Below are 18,887 nucleotides of genomic sequence, written 5' to 3' on the forward strand. Positions count from 1 at the left end.
CTGGCACGGATCGCACGTGACAGCGGTCACCACCCGATCCGGAGGTTCCCATGCACGCGAGTCGACCGAAGGGCTCCGCCCTCGTCGCGCTCCTCCTCGCCCTGGCACTCGCCGCCGTCGTCGCCGGCTGCGGGGTCACCCGCGGCTCGGACGACCCGAGCAACCGGCGGCTGCGGATGATGATCCCCAACAGCGTCGGCGGCGGCTACGACCTCACCGGCCGGGCGGCGGCACGGGCCATGGAGGACAACGACCTCACCGGCCGCTTCGAGATCACCAACGTGCAGGGTGCGAGCGGCACCGTCGCGATGCAGCGGCTGGTCAACGAGAAGGGCGCCGACGACCTCATGATGCTGATGGGCCTCGGCGTCGTCGGCGCTGTCTACACCAACAAGTCGAGCGCCACCCCGCTCAAGATGACCCCGATCGCCCGGCTGGTCGAGGAGCAGGAGGGCATCCTGGTGCCCGCCGACTCGCCGTTCGAGACGATCGACGACCTGGTCGAGGCCTGGCGCGCGGACCCCGGCGGCCTCGCCGTCGGCGGCGGCTCCAGCAACGGCGGTCCCGACCACCTCTTCCCGATGCAGCTCGCCGACACCATCGGCGTCGACCCGAAGCAGGTCAACTACATCTCCTACGACGGTGGCGGCCCGCTCACGACGGCGCTCCTCGGCGCGAAGATCGACGTCGGCATGTCCGGCCTCGGCGAGTTCGAGGGCCAGATCGAGGACGGCAAGCTGCGCGTCCTGGCCGTGTCGGGCGCCGAGCGTCTCGAGGGCATCGACGCGCCGACCCTCACCGAGTCCGGCGTCGACCTGGTCTTCACCAACTGGCGCGGCGTGCTCGCCCCGCCCGGCATCTCCGACGCGCAGCGGGACTACCTCACCGAGCTGCTCACCGAGATGCACGACACCCCCGAATGGCGCGACGCGCTCGAGACCAACGGCTGGACCGACAACTTCGCCACCGGGCAGGAGTTCGAGGACTTCCTCGCCGAGCAGGACGACCGGGTCGCCGACACCCTGAAGGAGCTGGGACTCGCATGATCACCGATCCCTCGGACGGCTCGTCCACGCAGGCGGGTCCCGCCCCCGCACCCACCCGCCTGGTCGACAGGGCGCAGTACGGCCTGGCCGCGTTCCTGGTGCTGGCCGGAGGCTACGTGCTCGTCGACGCGGCGGGGCTGGAGGACGGCTTCGCCGACCAGCCGGTCCAGCCCTACACCCTCCCGTACGTCGTCGGCGGCGTCCTCGTGCTGCTGGGTCTCCTGCTGGCGGTCGCCACCGCCCGCGGCGACCGGCCGCAGGCCGAGGAGGGCGAGGACGTCGACCTGACCCAGGGCACCGACGTGCGCACCGTCGGCCTGCTGGCGCTCGTGCTGATCGCGAACATCGCGTTGATCGACGTCCTGGGCTGGGCGATCACCGGCGCGCTGCTCTTCGCCGGCTCGGCGGTCGTCCTCGGCAGCCGCAGCTGGGTGCGCGACCTCGCGGTCGGCGTCGCCCTGTCGGTCGGCAGCTGGTACGGCTTCTACGTCGGCCTGGGGATCCCGATCCCCGCCGGCATCCTGGACGGAGTGCTCTGATGGATCTGCTGCTCGACGGCTTCCAGACCGCCCTCACCCCCGAGAACCTGCTCTTCGCCGCGCTCGGCGTGCTGCTCGGCACCGCCGTCGGGGTGCTGCCGGGCATCGGGCCGGCGATGACCCTGGCCCTGCTGCTGCCGGTGACCTACAGCGTCGGCGCGGACAGCGCGATCATCATGTTCGCCGGCATCTACTACGGCGGCATGTACGGCGGCTCGACGACCTCGATCCTGCTCAACACCCCGGGCGAGTCGTCCTCGGTGATCACGGCGATCGAGGGCAACAAGATGGCCAAGGCGGGGCGAGCCGCGCAGGCTCTCGCCACCGCGGCGATCGGCTCCTTCGTGGCCGGCAGCATCGCGACGGTCCTGCTGTGGGTGGTCACCCCCCAGGTGGCCGACATCGTCGTCACACTCGGCTCGCCGTCGTACTTCGCGCTGATGGTGCTGGCGCTCTTCGCCGTCACCGCCGTGCTCGGCGCCTCCAAGCTGCGCGGCTTCATCGCGCTCTTCCTCGGCCTCGCCATCGGGCTCGTCGGCACGAGCACCGGCCAGGCCCGGCTCACGTTCGGCGAGCCGCTGCTGGCCGACGGCATCGACATCGTCGTCGTCGCGGTCGCGCTGTTCGCGATCGGCGAGGCGCTCTGGGTCGCCGCCCACCTGCGCCGCAAGCCGCTGGAGATCATCCCCGTCGGCCAGCCCTGGATGAGCCGGGACGACTGGGGCCGCTCATGGAAGCCGTGGCTGCGCGGCACGGCGTACGGGTTCCCCTTCGGCGCCCTCCCCGCCGGCGGCGCGGAGCTGCCCACCTTCTTGTCGTACGCGACGGAGAAGCGGCTGTCGAAGCACCCCGAGGAGTTCGGCAAGGGCGCGATCGAGGGCGTCGCGGGCCCCGAGGCCGCCAACAACGCCTCCGCCGCGGGCACCCTGGTGCCGCTGCTCGCACTGGGCCTGCCGACGACGGCGACCGCCGCGATCATGCTCGTCGCGCTCCAGGGCTACGGCTTCCAGACCGGGCCGACGCTGATGGACGACCACCCCGACCTGGTGTGGGGCCTGCTGGCCAGCCTCTTCGTGGCCAACACGCTGCTGCTCGTGCTCAACCTGCCGATGGCCCCGCTGTGGGCCAAGCTGCTGCGGATCCCCCGGCCCTACCTGTACGCCGGCATCCTCTTCTTCGCCTCGCTCGGCGCCTACAGCGTGAACTTCCAGGCCTTCGACCTCGCCCTGCTCCTGGTGCTCGGCGTACTCGGCTTCTTCATGCGCCGCTTCGGGATCCCGGTGCTGCCGCTGATCATCGGCGTCATCCTCGGCCCGAAGCTCGAGGAGCAGCTGACCACCGCGCTGAAGATCTCGCAGGGCGATGTCAGCACGCTGTGGAGCGAGCCGGTCGCCGTCGTCGTTTACGCCGTGATGGCGCTGCTGCTGATCGCCATGGCCGTCGCCGGCCTCCGCCGGCCCGCGGAGCCGCCGACCCCCGACCGTGAGGACGAGAAGGAGCTGATCGAGCGATGAGCCGCCCCGGGAGCATCGTGGCCGCCTACAGCGCGGACCGGTACGGCGAGGCGGCGGTCGAGCATGCCGCCGCACTCGCCCGCAAGGAGGGCGCGCGGCTCGTGATCGTCAACGCGACCCTCGGCAGCAGCCTGGTCGACGCCCGGTTCGCCCACGACGCGGACATCGCCGCGCTGCGCGACCGGCTGGCCGCCGACGGCCTCGACGTGGTCGTCCGCCACGACGTGGTGAGCGACGTCGCCGAGGCGGTGATCGCGGCGGCCGAGGAGGAGGGCGCGAGCCTGATCGTGGTCGGCATCCGCCACCGCACGCCGGTGGGCAAGCTGCTGCTCGGCAGCGTCGCCCAGCGGATCATCCTCGAGGCGCGCTGCCCGGTGCTGGCGGTCAAGCCGGCCGGCTGAGCACGAAGTCGGCCACCAGCCGGTTGAACTCGTCGGCGTGCTCCAGCTGGGCCCAGTGCCCGCAGCGGTTGATGATGTGCGCCCGCGAGTCCGGGATCCGGGCGGCCGCGAACAGGGTGCCCTCGAAGGTCACCACCCGGTCGTCGCGGCCATGGATCAGCAGCGCCGGCGCGGTGATCTCCGCGAGGCGATCCAGGTCCGCCCAGATCGGGATGGGCCCCCGGATGCCGGCCTTCGCGCGTTCGCCAGGTGCTCGGGACGCTGCGCGGCCGCCTCGGACCGTTGGCGGCACAGCTCCGGGGTCGCGAACCGCTCGACGTCGTGGACCATGATCTCGACGAGACGGCGCATCGCCTCGGGACTGTGGTCGGAGTAGCCCTGGTACATGATCTTGATGCCCTCGCTCGGGCCGGTCGCGCCGAACAGGAACGGCTTGAGCTGCAGCGGCGCGCCCATCGTGACCAGATGGGTGACCCGCTCCGGGCGCTCGATCGCCATCCGGATCGAGGTGTGGCCACCCATGGAGTTGCCGACGAACGCCGCCCGCTCGATGCCGAGCGCGTCCATCAGCTGGCACAGCGCGTCGAGCGGCTCGTAGTCGAGGAAGTCGACCTCCGAGGAGCCGCCCCACCCCGGCAGGTCGGGGGCGACGACGCGGCAGCCTGCGTCGGCGAGGAACCCGATGTTGGGGTTGTAGTTGCTCCAGCCGGTGGCGCCGGGGCCCCCACCGTGGATCAGCAGGACCGGGACGCCGTCCGCGGGACCGGCCTCGTTGTAGTGGATCGTGAAGTCGGCGGTGGTGACGTCCTTCGCGACGTCGCTCTCCAGGAGGCCCATCAGTGCGCGCCCTCCGTGGCGGCGGGGTCGTTCGCGATCGCTGCCTGCAGCCAGCCGAGCTCGGCCTGCATCGGGTGGTGACCCCAGTTGTTGAGCCGGTCGAGGGTCGTGACCTCCCACGTGTCGTCGTCGATGAGCAGCCCTCCCCAGCCGTACTCGACCGCGAAGCCCGACGGGGTCTTCACGTAGAAGCTGAACATGTTGTCGTTGGGGTGCATGCCGAGCGTCATCTCGAACGGCTGGCCGGCCTGGAGGCACCGGTCCCAGGCCATGCCGACGTCGCGCATGTCGGCGACCTCGACCATGAAGTGGTGCGTCCGCTTGGGGTGCGGCATGTCGCCGAAGGCGACCGAGTGGTGCCGCGGGTTGCAGTGCAGGAAGATCAGGTCGGCGACGATGCCCGGCGCGAGCTCCTCGATGATGATGTCCGAGATCCGGAAGCCCAGGACGCCCTCGTAGAACGCCAGGTAGTCCTCACGGGAGACACCCTTCGAGAGCAGCACCTGGTGGCCCGCACCGCCGGCGCCGGTCACGAACTCGCCGAGGAGGACGTCGGACGCGAACGGCGTCTCCGCGTCGGCGAAGCCGGTGACCAGCTCGATCCGGTTGCCCATCGGGTCCACGGTCGTGACCACGCGGTCGACCTTGCGCGCGGTCGCGAGGGCCGCGTCGCCCTCGACCGCCTCGGCACCGGCGGCGCGCAGCCGCGCGACCAGCTCGTCGAGGTCCGCGTCGCTCGCCACCTCGTAGCCGCTGACCACCAGGTCGTCCGCGGCACCACGCTCGATCCGCCAGCGGTACGCCTTGGCGTCCATCCGCAGGCTCAGGCCGTCGGCGTCCTTGTCGGCGAGCTGCAGGCCCAGCAGCGTCGTACCGAAGTGCTCCCACGGGGCGAGATCGCTGACCTCGTAGACGACGTAGGCGAGCTCCTTGACTCCACTCATCGGTGTGCTCCTTGTCTGGGTTTCGGGGGTTCGGGGGTTCGGAGGTTCGGGGGTGGTCAGGGGGTGGGGCGGCGAGTCCGGTGACGTCGGCCGCGGCCACGAACCGGTCCGGGCGTACGGCGACGGCGCGGGCGCCGTAGCGGGCCAGCCACGGCAGCAGCACCTCGTCGAGGTCGACGAGGTCGTCCGCCCCTTGCGTGTAGGACGTCTTGGGGCGCACCGCGACGTAGCGCGCGCCGAGCGCGTCCCAGGCCGCCTTCTCCTCGGCGTCGAGCAGGGTGGCCGGGTCGACGTCCGCGCCGAGCAGCACGAACCCGTCGCCGAGCAGGTCGTCGAGGCGCGCCATCCGGCCGGTCGTGTCCCCGACGATCGGCTGCGGGACCATCCGGCCGACCACGCTCGCGTCGCCGACCGGGCCGCGCAGCCAGCCGCCGTCGAGGACCGGCGGCGCGATGAGCGGCGGCTCGAACGGCGTGACCAGGCCCTCGGGCACGGTGTTCATCGCGTCGATCTCCGCAGGCGTCGCCTCCTGCTTGATGACGCGGCCGAGCTGGACGGCCAGGCCGGTGTAGAACGCGGCGTTGGGCCGGCGCTCGGCCTCGTAGGTGTCGAGCCACGCGTCGTCGAGCTCGCCGCGCAGCACCCGCGCGAGCTTCCAGCCGAGGTTGTGCGCGTCGCGGATGCCGGTCTGCATGCCCGCCCCGGCCCACGGCGGCATCAGGTGCGCGGCGTCGCCGGCGAGGAAGACCCGGCCGTCGCGCCAGGTGTCGGCCATCCGCGTGTGGTGGCGGTAGAACGCCCACTGGTGGATCTCGACGTCGTCGTCGGTGACGCCCATCGCCGCGAGCAGCGGCCAGACCTGGGCGGGGCTGGCGAAGTCGTCCTCGATCTCGCCGGGCTTCAGCGGGATCTCCCAGCGGTGGTTGCCGGCCGAGAGCGCGATGTCGACGACCGGGCGCTCCCGGTCGGACCAGAAGGTGAGGAAGTCGCGGTCCGGCCACCAGCGCTTGACCTTGCAGTCGATGACGATCCACTGCACGTCGAGGGTGTCGCCGGCGAGGTCGCAGTCGATCATCCCGCGGGTGCGGCTGCTGCCGCCGTCGGCGCCGCGTCGACGGCCGTGACGGTCACGCCGTCGGCATCCTGGGCGAGGTCGACCACCTCGGCGCCGTACTCGACGCGGAGGAGGTCGTCGTACTCCGCCGCGCAGTCGCGCAGCTCCTGCTCCATCACCGGCTGGTAGATGTTGTAGAACCGCGGCTTCACGCCGAGCGTGGAGGGCGGATGCTCGACGCGCATGAGCTCGGTGCCGTCGTAGGTGACCCAGCGCAGCGCGCGCTGCGGCTCGATGACGCGGGTGACCCGCTCGTCGATGCCGAGGGACTGGAAGATCCGCATCGTCCAGTCGTTGATGGTCACGGCGCGGGCCCGCGGGTAGATGTCGCGGTCACGCTCCAGCGCGAGGACCGACACCCCCGCATGGGCCAGCGTCAGCGCCGCGGTCACCCCGGTCGGGCCGTACCCGACCACGGCGACGTCGGCGTCATAGCCGGCGTCGTACCCGAGAGGTTGCTCTGCCTGCGTCATCCGGACTCCCAATGTTTTGGACCGATCGTTCCAATAGTGCATGACGACGGTCACATGCCGCGCGTCCGCGGACCAACCGGATTCCGTGGTGCAGAAAACGCTCGGCGCCCCTGCGGGAGGGGGCGCACCTATGCTTCGGCGCGTGGTGAGCGGACAGCGGACGACCAACAGGCGGGGGCGGCGCTCGCGGGAGGAGATCCTCGAGATCGCCTCCCGGGTGATGGCCGAGCGCGGGTACGCCGCCACGACGCTCTCGGTGCTCAGCCAGGAGAGTGGGCTGCCGAAGAGCGCGATCTACCACCACTTCCAGTCCAAGAGCGGCGTGCTCACCGCGGTCATGTCGCGCGGCGCCTACGACTTCTTCGAGGCGATGCGCCGAGCGCACGCCGGCGGTCCCGAGGGTGCCACGCCACGCGAGCGGATGCGCTGGTTCCTGGTCCGCACCGCGGAGGTCTTCCTCGCCCGGTCGGACTTCCTGCGCCTGCACCTCATCCTCGTGATGAGCGCGGAGGCCGCCGAGGCCGAGGTCGACACCATGATCGAGCAGGTACGCCGCGACGGGCGCGCCTACATGAACCACATGATCGCGACCGCGTTCGCCCCCGTGGGCGTCGAGGCCGCCCGCCGCCTGGCCGACGAGCTCGACTACTTCGGCATCGCCGGCTTCGACGGCGCGTTCGTGGCCCAGCAGGCCGATCCGCGGCGCGACCTGACCGCCGCGATGGAGCTGCTCGCCGACGCCGTCGTGGCGCTCGGGGAGGCGCGCCTCAGCCCCGCTCCGCCGCCGAGCTGAGCGCCTTCTCGATCGCGCGGGCGCAGCCGTGCAGCTCCTTGACCCACCCGGGGACCCGGTCGCGGGAGAAGCGCGCGGTCGGCATGGCCAGGGAGATCCCGGCGGCCATGCCCTCCGCCCAGCGCACCGCGACGCCGATCGCCGTCAGTCCCGCCTCGGTCTGCTCGTTGTTGAGCGCGAAGCCGTTCTGCCGCACCGCCCTCAGCGAGCGGCGTACCCTCGCCCGCGCGGCCGGCTCGAGGTCCGCGAGGGCGGCGGCGAGGGCGGCCTCGTCGAGCTCCGCGAGCATCGCCTTGCCGCCGCTGCTCACGTGCGCGGGCAGTGCCTTGCCCGTGCGATCACCCACGCGGAGCGGCCGGTCGCACTCGACCGTCTGGACGAAGCGGGCCTCGGCCCCGGTCAGCACCACGAGGTTCACCGACTCGCCGGTGCGGTCCACGAGTCGCCGGAGGTGGGGTAGCGCGGCCTCACGCAGCGCCGACAGCGGCGCGGCCGTCGCGGTCGATCCCCGCAGGAGCGGGCCCGGCCGGTAGCGCTTGTCCGCATCCTGCTCCGCGAAGTCGCGGTAGACGAGCATGGCGAAGAGGCGGTGCGCCGTGGAGGCGGAGACCTCCAGGCGCTCCGCGGCGTCGGTCACCCGCATCGGGCCCTCCAGCAGGAGCAGCTGGGCGAGCAGCAGGGCGTTGTCCACCGACTCGATGGCGTACGACGGCCGGTTCTTCACAGCGCCTCCAGTTTTCTGGCTCGCAGAATCTCATTTTCTGGCGCCGAGCGCGAGACCCATCCTCGACCCCATGAGCACCGCTCCCACCCCTGTTCGGTTGCAGGCCGTCGCCGCGCCGGACCAGCCCGACGTGACGCCCGCCCTGGAAGCCCTCTACCGCGGGTTCGAGGAGGAGCTCCTGGTCCCGCTGTGGACCGAGATCGGCGACCTCATGCCCGCCCACCCCCGCTCCCGCGCGGTCCCGCACCTGTGGCGCTGGGAGGCCCTGCGAGCCCTGGCCGCCCGGGCCGGCGACATCGTCCCGGTCGGCCGCGGCGGCGAGCGCCGCGCGATCGCGCTGGCCAACCCCACCCTCGGCGGACGCCCCTTCGCGACCCCGACCCTGTGGGCGGCGATCCAGTACCTCATGCCGGGCGAGGACGCCCCCGAGCACCGCCACACCCAACACGCCTTCCGCTTCGTCGTCGAGGGCGAGGGCGTGTGGACCGTCGTGGGCGGCGACCCGGTCCCCATGCGCCGCGGCGACTTCCTCCCCCAGGCCGGCTGGAACTGGCACGCCCACCACAACGCCACCAACGAGCCGATGGCGTGGATCGACGGCCTCGACATCCCGTTCCAGTACGCCACCGAGGCCCAGTTCTTCGACTTCGGCCGCGACACCATCACCGACGCCGAGCGAACCACCCCCGACCGGTCGCGCTCCGAGCGACTGTGGGGCCACCCCGGCCTACGCCCCCTCGGCGCCGCCCCGGCGAGCCCCGGCTCGCCGCTGCTGGCCTACAAGTGGGAGTTCACCGACCGCGCGCTCACCGACCAGCTCGCCATCGAGGCCGAGGGGTACGCCGGCACCGTCGAGCCCGGCCACGCCGCGGTCCGGTTCACCGACCCCGCCACCGGCGCCGACGTCCTGCCCACCATCCGCGCCGAGATGCACCGCATCGTCCGCGGCACCCAGACCGCCCCCGTCCGCGAGACCGGCTCCAGCGTCTACCAGGTCTTCGACGGCTCCGGCACCGTCACCGTCGGCGACCGGTCCTGGACCGTCACCCGCGGCGACCTGTTCGTCGTCCCCTCCTGGCAGCCCTTCACCGCCCGCTCCGAGGCCGGGGCCACCGACTCCGACACCACCACCGGCGGCGGCACCCTCGACCTCTTCCGCTTCTCCGACGCGCCCGTCTTCGAAGCACTCCAACTCCACCGACTCCACCGACTCCACCGCACCCCGAAGGACGACTGACCATGAGGCTCGCCACCATCCGCACCCCCCACGGGACCCGGGCCGTCCGCCTCGAGAACCGCGACGGACACGACGTGCTGGTCGACCTCGGCTACGACGACCTCGGGGCCTACCTGGCCGCCGACCCCACCGCCGGCGCGCCCTCCGCCGATGCCGCCGGCGCCGCGACGTACGACGTCGAGGGCGCCGACTTCGCCCCCGTCGTGCCGAACCCGTCCAAGGTCATCTGCGTGGGCCACAACTACACCAACCACATCAAGGAGATGGGCCGCGAGCTGCCCACCCACCCCACCCTGTTCCCCAAGTTCGCCGACACCCTCATCGGCGCCAACGACGACATCGTCAAGCCCCCCGAGACCGACGCCCTCGACTGGGAGGTCGAGCTCGTCATCGTCATCGGCCGACCCGTCCGCCGCGCCACCGAGACCGAGGCCGAGGCCGCGATCGCCGGCTTCACCGTCATGAACGACATCTCCGTACGCGACTGGCAGTTCCGCACCATCGAGTGGACCCAAGGCAAGATCTGGGACTCCTCGACACCGGTCGGACCCTGGCTCGTCACCCCCGACGAGCTCCCCGGCGGCGTCCGCCCCGCACTCACCGTGACAACCACCGTCGACGACCGCCTCATGCAGTCCGACAACACCGCCACCCTGCTCTTCGACCCCGTCCACCTCGTCCGCTACGTCTCCACCATCACCCGCCTCAACCCCGGCGACCTCATCGCCACCGGCACCCCCGCCGGCGTCGGCCACGCCCGCGACCCCCAGATCTACCTCCTCGGCGGCGAGACCGTCACCACCACGATCGAAGGCATCGGCGCCTGCACCAACCGGATCGTCAAGCAATGACCATGGCCCCCGCCGACGCCCTGCGCTGGATGCGCCAGGGACAACAGCTCTTCGACGCGACGGCGGCACGCCTCGACGCAGCCGCCTGCGCCGCGCCCAGCCTCCTGCCCGACTGGACCCGCGGCCACGTCCTGGCCCACGTCGCCGCCAACGCCGACGCCCTGCTCAACCTCGCCCACTGGGCACGCACCGGCACCGAGACCCCGATGTACACCTCCCCCGACCAACGGGCAGCCGGCATCGAGCGCGGCGCGATGCTCCCCGCGGCCGACCTCACGGCCTGGCAGACCCGCTCCGCCACGGCACTGGCCACCGCCCTCGACGCCCTGAGCGAGGACCAGTGGGCGCACGCGGTCCGCACCGCCCACGGCCGCACCGTACCCGCCACCCAGATCCCCTGGCTACGCGCCCGCGAGGTCATGATCCACGCCGTCGACCTCGACACCGGCACCACCTTCGCCGACCTCCCCACCGACTTCCTCGACGCACTGGTCGCCGACATCACCGCCAAGCGCGGTGGCGCCCCCGACGTCGCGGGCCCACTCCCCGAGGTCGCCGCCTGGCTGGCCGGCCGTCCCCATCACCTGAGCGACGCCCCGGACCTCGGTCCGTGGCTGTGAGAGGAATCCGATGAATCCCGACGTGATCGTGGTCGGTGGCGGCATCGGCGGGCTCAGCACCGCCTACGCCCTGACCCGGACCGGCCTGTCCGTGCGCGTGCTCGAGCAGGCACCCGCGTTCGGCGAGGTGGGGGCCGGCATCCAGCTGGCGCCCAACTGCACCCGGATCCTCGACGACTACGGCCTGCTCGACGAGGCCCGCCGGCTGGGCGTCGTCCCGGCCTCGATGGTGATGCGCGACGCCGTCGACGCCACCGAGCTGACCCGGCTCGACCTGGTCGACCTCGAGCGCCGCTACGGCTTCCCGTATCTCGTCATCCACCGCAGCGATCTGCACGGGCTGTTCCTGCGCGCCTGCCAGGAGATCGGCGTCGAGCTGCTCACCGACGCCCGCGCGACGGCGTACGAGAGCACCGGTGCCGGCGCCCGCGTAACCCTTGCCGACGGGACCGTCCACGAGGCGCCGGTGGTCCTCGCCGCGGACGGACTGCACTCGGTCGCCCGCGGGCTCCTGGTGGACGACGAGCCGGTCTCCTCGGCGTACGTCGCCTACCGCGGCACCGTTCCGGTCGCGGAGACCGCGGGGCGTCCCGTCGACCTCTCCGAGGTCGTCGTCTACGTCGGCCCGGGCTGCCACTTCGTCCACTACGGCCTGCGTGGCGGCGAGCTGCTCAACCAGGTCGCGGTCTTCGAGTCGCCGAAGGCGCGGGCCGGCGAGGAGGACTGGGGGACGCCGGACGAGCTGGACGCGGCGTTCGCGCGGACATGCGCCGCCGTGCGCGACGGCATCCCGCACATGTGGCGCGACAAGTGGTGGCGGATGTACGACCGGGACCCGATCATGACCTGGGTGCACGGGCGGATCGCCCTGCTCGGGGACGCCGCCCACCCGCCGCTGCAGTACATGGCCCAGGGCGCGATCATGGCGATCGAGGACGGGTGGGTGCTCGCCGAGCACGTCGCCCGGCGTACCTCCGGCGACGGCACGGCCCGCACGGTGGACTGGGACGGCGCCCTCGCCGCCTACCAGGCCGTCCGTCCCGAGCACTGCCGCCGGGTGGTCCTCACCGCGCGGGCCTGGGGCGAGCTGTGGCATCTCGACGGGCTCGCCCGCGACCGGCGCAACCAGCTGCTGCGCGCGCGAGAGACCCACGACTACACCTACACCGACTGGATCTACGGGCCGACCGCCCTCACGCCGGAGGACGAGCCCCCGATGTACCCGGTGGTCCCGCTCGCCTCGGTGGACCTCGCTCCCACGCGCTGAACGCGGCACCCGCCCGGGGGGCGGCACCCCCGGGCTCAGTGCACGGCGTGGACCAGCGTCTCCTGGAGGAACCCCAGCCACTCGTAGATGTGGTGGGCCTGGGCGCGCGGGTCCTCGTCGGGCAGGGCGTACCAGTAGTCCTCGTCGCCCTCCTCGACCCCGAGGCGGGTGCCGAGGGCCAGCCGCAGGTCGGTGAACGAGCGCAGCCAGACCAGCGCCGTCTCCGGATCGAGCTCGACGTCGATGGTGAGGTCCTCGCCGGTCGGCTCGGGCGGCAGCCCGGCCTCCTCGAGCACGTCGATCACCGATGCCGCCGCGCGGGCCTTGCCGTCGCGCAGCGTGCCCTCGGTGAACCGGCGGAACTCACCGGCCGCCTCGTCGTCGCCGCGGTAGGCGTTGGGGAAGAGCCGGCGCAGCACCGGGTCCTCCGGCTCGGTCGTCGGCCCGGAGAAGTCGAGGAGCGCCTCGAGCGGGTCACGCTCGGTGGCGGCCACGGCCGACTCGTTGTGCAGCAGCTCGACGAGCTGGGCGGCCAGCGAGCGCAGCAGGTCGGCCTCGAAGACCGAGAAGGTCGCGATGGCACGCTTGCTCCGGCGGTGCCGGACGAATCCAGAGGTCATGTCGGGTGCTGCTCACTCAGCCTTCGAAAGAGTCGCCCAGAGGCCGTACTCGTGCATGGCCTGCACGTCGCGCTCCATCTCCTCGCGCGTGCCGCTGCTGACCACGGACCGCCCGTCCTCGTGCACCTCCATCATCAGCTTCTCGGCCTTCTTCCTGCCGTAGCCGAAGTGCTTCTGGAAGACGAAGGTGACATACGACATCAGGTTCACGGGGTCGTTCCACACCACCGTCACCCAGGGGGTGTCGGCGAGCGTGATCTCGTCCGGGGTGAGGTCCTGCTGGACTCCCGGATCGACCTTCTCCGGGCTCGCGGTCGTCACGACTCCATCGTGTCACAGCGCTCCGGGACGCTCACGAGCACCACAGGTCGGCCAGCGTCGTCACGACGTTGAAGTTGCGGTTGGTGGCGGTCACCTGCAGCGCCTTCTCCGTCTTGTAGGGGTCGACGCCACCGGCCCGGTAGCCGGGTCCCAGCAGGACGTGGGCCGCGCGCCGGCGTACGACGACCGCGTTGACGTCATCGCTGCGCGCCTCGATCGCGGCGACCAGTGCGGGGTCGGGCTCGTCCTTCAGCAGGTAGACGTAGTGCCGCTCGAGATCGGGCCGCGCGGCCGTGAGCTCCCGGGCGTCCTCGGCGATCGCGACCAGCTCGGCGGGCGAGTAGACGATCGTGGGGATCTCGAAGCCGGCCCGCTCGCGGTACGCCGCCTCGAGGGCCGCCTCGACCTTCGCCCGCGAGCGCAGCGAGGTGGTCAGCCGGACGTTGCCGGTGTTGATGTGCGTGCGCACGTCGGCTCCCCCGGCGTCCTCGGTCGCGGCGACGATGTCGGCCTTCGCGAACGTGCGGTTCGGCCCCAGGTTGATCGCGCGCAGGAAGGCGACATAGGTCGGCATGGCGCCATTGTGGCGTGGGCCACCGACACGTGACATCCATAGGTTTCCAATGTAAATTGGCCGGACGTGACCTCCTGCGACACCGACGACCTCAGCAGCGACCTGACGGTCTACGCCGCCCGGCTGGTGCGACTCGTCCGCCGGGAGCACGCACCCAGCGCCGGCACCCGGGTGCTGTCGATCCTCGACGAGCTCGGCCCGCTCGGGATCACCGCGCTCGCCCAGGCCGACCGCTGCTCGCAGCCGACGATGACCGGCCAGGTCCGCCAGCTCGTCGAGGTGGGCTGGGTGACCAAGACCGCGAACCCGGCCGACGCCCGCGGCACGCTCGTGGCGCTCACCGACGCCGGGCGCGCCGAGCTGCGCCGCATCCGGCGACTCAGCGCCGCGCTCGTCTCCGAGCGTCTCGCCCGCCGGACCGATCTCTCCACCGACGACCTCGCGACCGCCGTGGCCGTGCTCCAGGCCGTCCTCGACCCCACGGAAGGACACTCGTGACCGCCACCGCCGATCCCGGCACCCCCACCCACACTCCCACCCCCACGCCGACCCCCGGCCACGCCGCCGAGTCCGGCTCGTTCCTGCGCCAGCCGCGCGCGGTGTGGGCGGTCGCCTTCGCCTGCGTCATCGCGTTCATGGGCATCGGCCTGGTCGACCCGATCCTCAAGGAGATCGCGGCCCGGCTCGAGGCGACGCCGAGCCAGGTCTCACTGCTGTTCACCAGCTACATGGCGGTGATGGGCGTGGCGATGCTGATCACCGGCGTCGTCTCCACGCGGATCGGCGCCAAGCGGACGCTGCTCGCCGGGCTGGTCCTGATCATCGTCTTCGCCGGCCTCGCCGGGATGTCCGGCTCGGTCGGCGCGGTCATCGGCTTCCGCGCGGGCTGGGGACTGGGCAACGCGCTGTTCATCGCGACGGCGCTGTCCACGATCGTGAGCTCGTCGAAGGGATCCCTGGCCCAGGCGATCATCCTGTTCGAGGCCGCCCTCGGCCTGGGCATCGCCTCCGGGCCGCTGGTCGGCGGTCTGCTCGGCGAGCAGTCGTGGCGCGGGCCGTTCTTCGGCGTGTCCGTGCTCATGACCATCGCCCTCGTCGCGACCGCACTGCTGCTCCCCGCGACCCCACCCGCCCCGCGTCGTACCACGCTCGCCGATCCGTTCCGGGCGCTGGCCCATCCCGCGCTGGCCGTGATCGCCGCTGTCGCGGTCTGCTACAACCTCGGCTTCTTCACGCTGCTCGCGGCGGGCCCGTTCGCCCTGCCCGACGCCGGGATCATGCAGATCGGCTGGGTCTTCTTCGGCTGGGGCGTGCTGCTCGCCGTGGCGTCGGTGGCGCTGGCCCCGTGGGTCCAGCGCCGGGTCGGCACGGTGCCCGCCCTGATCGGCGCCCTCGCCCTCTTCGCGCTCGACCTGCTGATGATGGCGGTGGGCGCGGACACGGCCGCGGTCGTGATCGTGGGCATCGTCGCGGCCGGCGCGTTCCTCGGCGTCATCAACACCCTGGTGACTGAGGCCGTCATGGGCGCCGCCCCGGTCGAGCGGCCCGTCGCCTCGGCGGCGTACTCGTTCGTACGGTTCACCGGCGGCGCCGTCGGACCCTACGTCGCCCTCAAGCTCGCCGAGCACCAGGGCTCGGCCGCGCCGTTCTGGTTCGGCGCGATCGCGGTCGCGGTGGGCGTCGTGGTGCTCGTGGCCGGCGCCCGCACGATCAGCACGGCGCTGCGCGGCGGGTCCGCTCCGGCCCCCCACTCCCCGGAGGAGGCCCAGGCCGAGGCGCTGGGGGACCTCGCCTGACCCGGCACAGATTGAACGACATACGACGCCGACCCGGCGTCAGCCGAAGATCATGCAGCTGGAGCTCGCATAGGCGACCAGCCGCTCGCGGCCGTCGTACAGCCTCGCCTCGGCGAGCGCGGTACGGCGACCGCGCTGGATCACCGTGCCGACGGCGCGCAGCCGGCCGGAGTCGACGGTGACCGCCTTGAGGAACTTCACGGTCAGGTCGAGCGAGGTGTAGCCCTCGCCGACGCCGAGCGTGGAGTGCACGGCGCAGCCGCAGGCGGAGTCGAGCAGCGTGGCGAACACCCCGCCGTGGACGCTGCCGATCGGGTTGTAGTGGCGCAGCTCGGGGTCGAGCTCGAAGATCGCGGTGCCACGCTCGGGGACCTCGAAGCCGACGAAGCCCAGGGTCTCGGCGATCGGCGCCGTCGGGAGCCGGCCGTCGAGCATCGCGCGCAGCTGCTCGAACCCGTCGAGCGACGCGGGATCGATCTGGGTCTGGATCACGGACTCAGTCATGGCGCCATCACATCAGCGCAGGCTGAGTCTGTCAACGAGACCTGGGTCGCTCTATCCTGGACCGATGGCCACCGACGCGCCCTCCGCTCCCCCGGCAGCCGCACCGCCCGCCCTCGCCTGGTCGGTCGACAACTGCACGCTCGGACGGGCGATGGCGATCCTCGGCGAGCGGTGGACGGTGGTGGTGCTGCGCGAGGTCTTCCTCGGGGTCCGCCGCTTCGACGACATCCGCCGGCACGCCGGCATCCCGCGCCAGGTGCTGACCGACCGGCTCGCGTCGCTGGTGGAGCAGGGCATCCTGCGCAAGGAGCCCTATCGCGAGGACGGCGCGCGGACCCGCCACGAGTACCGGCTCACCGCGAAGGGCCTCGAGCTCCAGCCGATCCTGCTCGCGATCAGCCACTGGGGCGACCGCCACCTCGCCGACCCGGGCGGCCCGCCCACGGTCTTCGTGCACCGCGACTGCGAGGAGCCGGTGCACGTCGAGGTCCGCTGCGCGGCCGGTCACCACGTCGACGACCCGCGGCGGGTGGCGACGCGACCGGGCCCGGGCGTGCGCCCGTTCCAGGGATGAGTCAGGCGCGCGAGCGCGCCAGCAGGTAGACGAAGTAGGGCGCACCGATCAGCGCCACGACCAACCCGGCCGGGATCTGCGCCGGGGCGATCACCGTGCGCCCGACCAGGTCGGCGACCCCGAGGAGCACCGCACCGAGGAGGATCGCGACGGGGACCGAGCGCGCGTGCCGACCGCCGACCAGGGCCCGCGCCATGTGCGGCGCGACCAGGCCGACGAAGCCGACCACGCCGACGGCCGCCACGCTCGTCGCCGCCAGCAGGGCCGCGGTCAGCAGGACGACGAGTCGCACCGTCTCCAGTCGTACGCCGACCAGCCGCGGGGTGTCCTCGTCGAGGGCCAGCAGGTCGAGCTCGCGGCGGACCAGCCAGGCCAGCGGCAGCGCGACGACGAGCACGACGGCGACGGGCAGCACCTGCTCGAAGGTCCGGCCGTACGTCGTGCCCGACATCCAGGTGTAGATCCGCGGCGTGTCCCAGGGGTTGGAGCGCACGAGGAGGAAGGTGGTGAGCGCGACCGCGCCGTACCAGGTGCCGATGCCGATGAGCAGCAGCCGGTCGGCGTTGAGGCCGTGCCGCCAGGCCAGCCCGTAGACGAGCGCGAACGAGACGAGGGCGCCGATGACGGCGCCGACCAGGATCGCGCTGTTGCTCGCCGCCTGCGACACGCCCGCGCCGGTCACCACGACGACGGCACCGACGCCGGCGCCGCCCGTGATGCCGAGGATGCCGGGCTCGGCGAGGGGGTTGCGGCAGGTCGCCTGGACCAGCGCGCCCGAGAGCGCCAGCGCGGCACCGCCGAGGACCGCGGCCGCGACCCGCGGCGCGCGTTCGTCGAGCGCGAACTGGATGAGCGGCGCGGCGTCGCCGCGCGCCCACAGGGAGAGGTCTCCGGCCTTCAGCCAGGTGTCGCCCGCCAGGAGGCCGAGCAGGGTGACGGCCGCGGCGGCCGCGACCACCACGACGAGGACGACGGCGAAGCGCAGCCGGCTGCCCACCCGCACCCGCGCGGCGGCGGGCTGGCGGGTCGGACCCGAGTCGCGGCTGCGCCGGGCGAGCGCGATCATGACGACCGCGCCGAGCAGGGTCGTGGTGATGCCGGTGGGGATGGAGATCGCCTCGTCGGCGCCGAGCACCGCGCGGATGAGCGCGTCGGCCAGCACCACGACGACGGCGCCGGTGAGGCCGGCGGCTGGGAGGAGCACCGCATGACGGTTGAGGGCGGGGACCATCCGCCCGCACAGCCGCACGATGACCGGCGCGAAGAGCCCGACGAACCCGATCGGGCCCGCCAGCGTGACCGACGCCGCGGTCAGCAGCACGGCGAGCACGGTGCCCGCGGCACGCGTCGAGCGGACCGGTACGCCGAGCACGGCGGCGCTGTCGTCGCCGAGGCCGAGCAGGTCGAGACGGCGGGCCAGCAGCAACGCCGCCAGGGTGCACACCACGACCACGGGCGCCGCCTGCTGGAAGGCGCGCAGCCCGAGCTGGCTCAGGGACCCGCTCCCCCAGGCGAACAGGCTCGTGGTCTCCTCCTCGAAGAGGATGAGCAGCGTCGAGGTGGCTGCCTGCAGGGCGAGAGCCACCGCGGAGCCGGCCAGGACGAGACGGGTGGTCGCCGTACCGGCGCCACCCGCCAGGCCGAGCACGACGAAGGCGGCGAGCGCGCCGCCGGCGAAGGCGGTCAGCCCCGAGGCCCAGATCGGCACCGTCACGCCGAACGCGGCGACGATCGTGACGGCCAGGTAGGCACCGCCCGTCACGGCGAGGGTGTCGGGCGAGGCGAGGGCGTTGCGGGCCAGCGACTGGAAGAGCGCGCCGGCGACGCCCAGGGCGAAGCCGACGGCGATGCCGGCCGCGAGGCGGGGCACCCGCGAGCCCAGGAGGACGTCGCCGGGGTCGGCGCCCGGACCGCTCTCGCGGTCGCCGAGGACCCAGCGGAGGAGGTCGCCGGCACCCACCGCGGAGGTGCCCTGCGTGAGGTGCCAGGTGGACACGCCGACCAGCGCGATGACGAGCAGCAGCAGCGCACCGGTGGCGCCGGTGACGCCGGCGCGGCCGAGGCGGGGCCGCGCCCCGGACGGCGCGGGGCGTCCCGTCACGGTGGGCTGCTGCTGCTCGAGGGTCATGCGGTGGGCC

21 protein-coding genes and 1 pseudogene are annotated in these 18,887 nt (G+C 72.7%); 12 read left to right on the forward strand and 10 right to left on the reverse strand.

All coding sequences use genetic code 11. From position 1 onward, the window contains the following. The first annotated feature begins 50 nt into the window (after nt 1–50). The 4 genes from ACPZVR_RS12645 to ACPZVR_RS12660 are packed head-to-tail and all read left to right on the forward strand — an operon-like array spanning nt 51 to nt 3,500. The gene (locus tag ACPZVR_RS12645; RefSeq protein ID WP_436699948.1) at nt 51–1,046 is read left to right on the forward strand and encodes a Bug family tripartite tricarboxylate transporter substrate binding protein; all 996 of its coding nucleotides are present in this window, start codon (nt 51–53) and stop codon (nt 1,044–1,046) included. Further along, nucleotides 1,043–1,585, forward strand: a complete 543-nt coding sequence (locus ACPZVR_RS12650; RefSeq protein ID WP_436699949.1) for a tripartite tricarboxylate transporter TctB family protein — start codon at nt 1,043–1,045, stop codon at nt 1,583–1,585. Before ACPZVR_RS12645 ends, ACPZVR_RS12650 begins: the two co-directional genes overlap by 4 nt. Further along, nucleotides 1,585–3,099 carry a tripartite tricarboxylate transporter permease gene (locus ACPZVR_RS12655; protein WP_436699950.1) on the forward strand — a complete coding sequence of 505 codons (1,515 nt, stop codon included), beginning with the start codon at nt 1,585–1,587 and terminating at the stop codon, nt 3,097–3,099. Before ACPZVR_RS12650 ends, ACPZVR_RS12655 begins: the two co-directional genes overlap by 1 nt. After that, nucleotides 3,096–3,500, forward strand: coding sequence for a universal stress protein (locus ACPZVR_RS12660; protein WP_436699951.1), 405 nt, complete (start codon nt 3,096–3,098; stop codon nt 3,498–3,500). Before ACPZVR_RS12655 ends, ACPZVR_RS12660 begins: the two co-directional genes overlap by 4 nt. Here the strand turns inward: ACPZVR_RS12660 and ACPZVR_RS12665 are convergent. The 4 genes and pseudogenes from ACPZVR_RS12665 to ACPZVR_RS12680 form a co-directional block, all read right to left on the reverse strand. After that, complete coding sequence (locus ACPZVR_RS12665) at nt 3,484–3,726, reverse strand: alpha/beta fold hydrolase (RefSeq protein WP_436700288.1); 243 nt, start codon at nt 3,724–3,726, stop codon at nt 3,484–3,486. The genes ACPZVR_RS12660 and ACPZVR_RS12665 overlap by 17 nt on opposite strands. Beyond that, nucleotides 3,657–4,337 carry an alpha/beta fold hydrolase gene (locus ACPZVR_RS12670; RefSeq protein WP_436699952.1) on the reverse strand — a complete coding sequence of 227 codons (681 nt, stop codon included), beginning with the start codon at nt 4,335–4,337 and terminating at the stop codon, nt 3,657–3,659. The genes ACPZVR_RS12665 and ACPZVR_RS12670 overlap by 70 nt, the downstream gene beginning before the upstream one ends. Continuing rightward, nucleotides 4,337–5,281, reverse strand: coding sequence for a VOC family protein (locus ACPZVR_RS12675; RefSeq protein ID WP_436699953.1), 945 nt, complete (start codon nt 5,279–5,281; stop codon nt 4,337–4,339). Before ACPZVR_RS12675 ends, ACPZVR_RS12670 begins: the two co-directional genes overlap by 1 nt. Nucleotides 5,282–5,429: 148 nt before the next feature. Further along, nucleotides 5,430–6,910: pseudogene (locus ACPZVR_RS12680) on the reverse strand (FAD-dependent monooxygenase); the annotation flags it as partial. A 100-nt stretch (nt 6,911–7,010) separates the two neighbouring features. Here ACPZVR_RS12680 and ACPZVR_RS12685 point away from each other — a divergent pair. Beyond that, nucleotides 7,011–7,661, forward strand: a complete 651-nt coding sequence (locus ACPZVR_RS12685; RefSeq protein ID WP_436699954.1) for a TetR/AcrR family transcriptional regulator — start codon at nt 7,011–7,013, stop codon at nt 7,659–7,661. Here ACPZVR_RS12685 and ACPZVR_RS12690 read toward each other — a convergent pair. Then, entirely contained in the window at nt 7,636–8,385 is a 750-nt protein-coding gene (locus ACPZVR_RS12690; protein ID WP_436699955.1) for an IclR family transcriptional regulator, read from the reverse strand. The two genes, ACPZVR_RS12685 and ACPZVR_RS12690, sit on opposite strands and share 26 nt — an antisense overlap. A gap of 70 nt (nt 8,386–8,455) precedes the next feature. Between ACPZVR_RS12690 and ACPZVR_RS12695 the strand changes: the two genes are divergently transcribed. From ACPZVR_RS12695 to ACPZVR_RS12710, 4 genes are read left to right on the forward strand one after another with little or no spacing between them, the layout of a single operon-like run. Next, nucleotides 8,456–9,622 carry a cupin domain-containing protein gene (locus ACPZVR_RS12695; RefSeq protein WP_436699956.1) on the forward strand — a complete coding sequence of 389 codons (1,167 nt, stop codon included), beginning with the start codon at nt 8,456–8,458 and terminating at the stop codon, nt 9,620–9,622. Between the two features lie 2 nt (nt 9,623–9,624). Further along, entirely contained in the window at nt 9,625–10,473 is an 849-nt protein-coding gene (locus tag ACPZVR_RS12700) for a fumarylacetoacetate hydrolase family protein (protein ID WP_436699957.1), read from the forward strand. Then, nucleotides 10,470–11,093 carry a maleylpyruvate isomerase family mycothiol-dependent enzyme gene (locus tag ACPZVR_RS12705; RefSeq protein ID WP_436699958.1) on the forward strand — a complete coding sequence of 208 codons (624 nt, stop codon included), beginning with the start codon at nt 10,470–10,472 and terminating at the stop codon, nt 11,091–11,093. The genes ACPZVR_RS12700 and ACPZVR_RS12705 overlap by 4 nt, the downstream gene beginning before the upstream one ends. 10 nt (nt 11,094–11,103) lie before the next feature. Then, nucleotides 11,104–12,360, forward strand: coding sequence for an FAD-dependent oxidoreductase (locus tag ACPZVR_RS12710; RefSeq protein WP_436699959.1), 1,257 nt, complete (start codon nt 11,104–11,106; stop codon nt 12,358–12,360). Nucleotides 12,361–12,395: 35 nt separating this feature from the next. Here the strand turns inward: ACPZVR_RS12710 and ACPZVR_RS12715 are convergent, their stop codons facing one another. From ACPZVR_RS12715 to ACPZVR_RS12725, 3 genes are read right to left on the reverse strand one after another with little or no spacing between them, the layout of a single operon-like run. Further along, entirely contained in the window at nt 12,396–12,980 is a 585-nt protein-coding gene (locus ACPZVR_RS12715; protein ID WP_436699960.1) for a DUF2017 domain-containing protein, read from the reverse strand. Between the two features lie 12 nt (nt 12,981–12,992). Continuing rightward, on the reverse strand, nt 12,993–13,301 hold the full coding sequence (clpS, locus tag ACPZVR_RS12720) for an ATP-dependent Clp protease adapter ClpS (protein ID WP_436699961.1): 309 nt from the start codon (nt 13,299–13,301) through the stop codon (nt 12,993–12,995). Between the two features lie 31 nt (nt 13,302–13,332). After that, nucleotides 13,333–13,875 carry a DUF1697 domain-containing protein gene (locus tag ACPZVR_RS12725; protein WP_436699962.1) on the reverse strand — a complete coding sequence of 181 codons (543 nt, stop codon included), beginning with the start codon at nt 13,873–13,875 and terminating at the stop codon, nt 13,333–13,335. A 66-nt stretch (nt 13,876–13,941) separates the two neighbouring features. On the opposite strand from ACPZVR_RS12725, the gene ACPZVR_RS12730 reads away from it, so the two are divergent. Together ACPZVR_RS12730 and ACPZVR_RS12735 are read left to right on the forward strand one after the other, a co-directional pair. After that, nucleotides 13,942–14,373 (forward strand): MarR family winged helix-turn-helix transcriptional regulator, encoded by a 432-nt coding sequence (locus tag ACPZVR_RS12730; RefSeq protein WP_436699963.1) that lies wholly within the window; start codon nt 13,942–13,944, stop codon nt 14,371–14,373. Continuing rightward, entirely contained in the window at nt 14,370–15,671 is a 1,302-nt protein-coding gene (locus tag ACPZVR_RS12735) for an MFS transporter (RefSeq protein ID WP_436699964.1), read from the forward strand. Before ACPZVR_RS12730 ends, ACPZVR_RS12735 begins: the two co-directional genes overlap by 4 nt. 39 nt (nt 15,672–15,710) lie before the next feature. On the opposite strand, the gene ACPZVR_RS12740 is transcribed toward ACPZVR_RS12735, so the two are convergent. Next, nucleotides 15,711–16,175: a PaaI family thioesterase gene (locus tag ACPZVR_RS12740; RefSeq protein ID WP_436699965.1), complete on the reverse strand. Its 465-nt coding sequence runs from the start codon at nt 16,173–16,175 to the stop codon at nt 15,711–15,713. A gap of 64 nt (nt 16,176–16,239) precedes the next feature. On the opposite strand from ACPZVR_RS12740, the gene ACPZVR_RS12745 reads away from it, so the two are divergent. Continuing rightward, the gene (locus ACPZVR_RS12745) at nt 16,240–16,749 is read left to right on the forward strand and encodes a winged helix-turn-helix transcriptional regulator (RefSeq protein WP_436699966.1); all 510 of its coding nucleotides are present in this window, start codon (nt 16,240–16,242) and stop codon (nt 16,747–16,749) included. Nucleotide 16,750: 1 nt separating this feature from the next. Here the strand turns inward: ACPZVR_RS12745 and ACPZVR_RS12750 are convergent, their stop codons facing one another. Continuing rightward, on the reverse strand, nt 16,751–18,877 hold the full coding sequence (locus ACPZVR_RS12750; protein ID WP_436699967.1) for an iron ABC transporter permease: 2,127 nt from the start codon (nt 18,875–18,877) through the stop codon (nt 16,751–16,753). Nucleotides 18,878–18,887 lie beyond the last annotated feature (10 nt).

Source organism: Nocardioides segetis (assembly GCF_051390595.1).
Lineage (GTDB): Bacteria > Actinomycetota > Actinomycetes > Propionibacteriales > Nocardioidaceae > Nocardioides.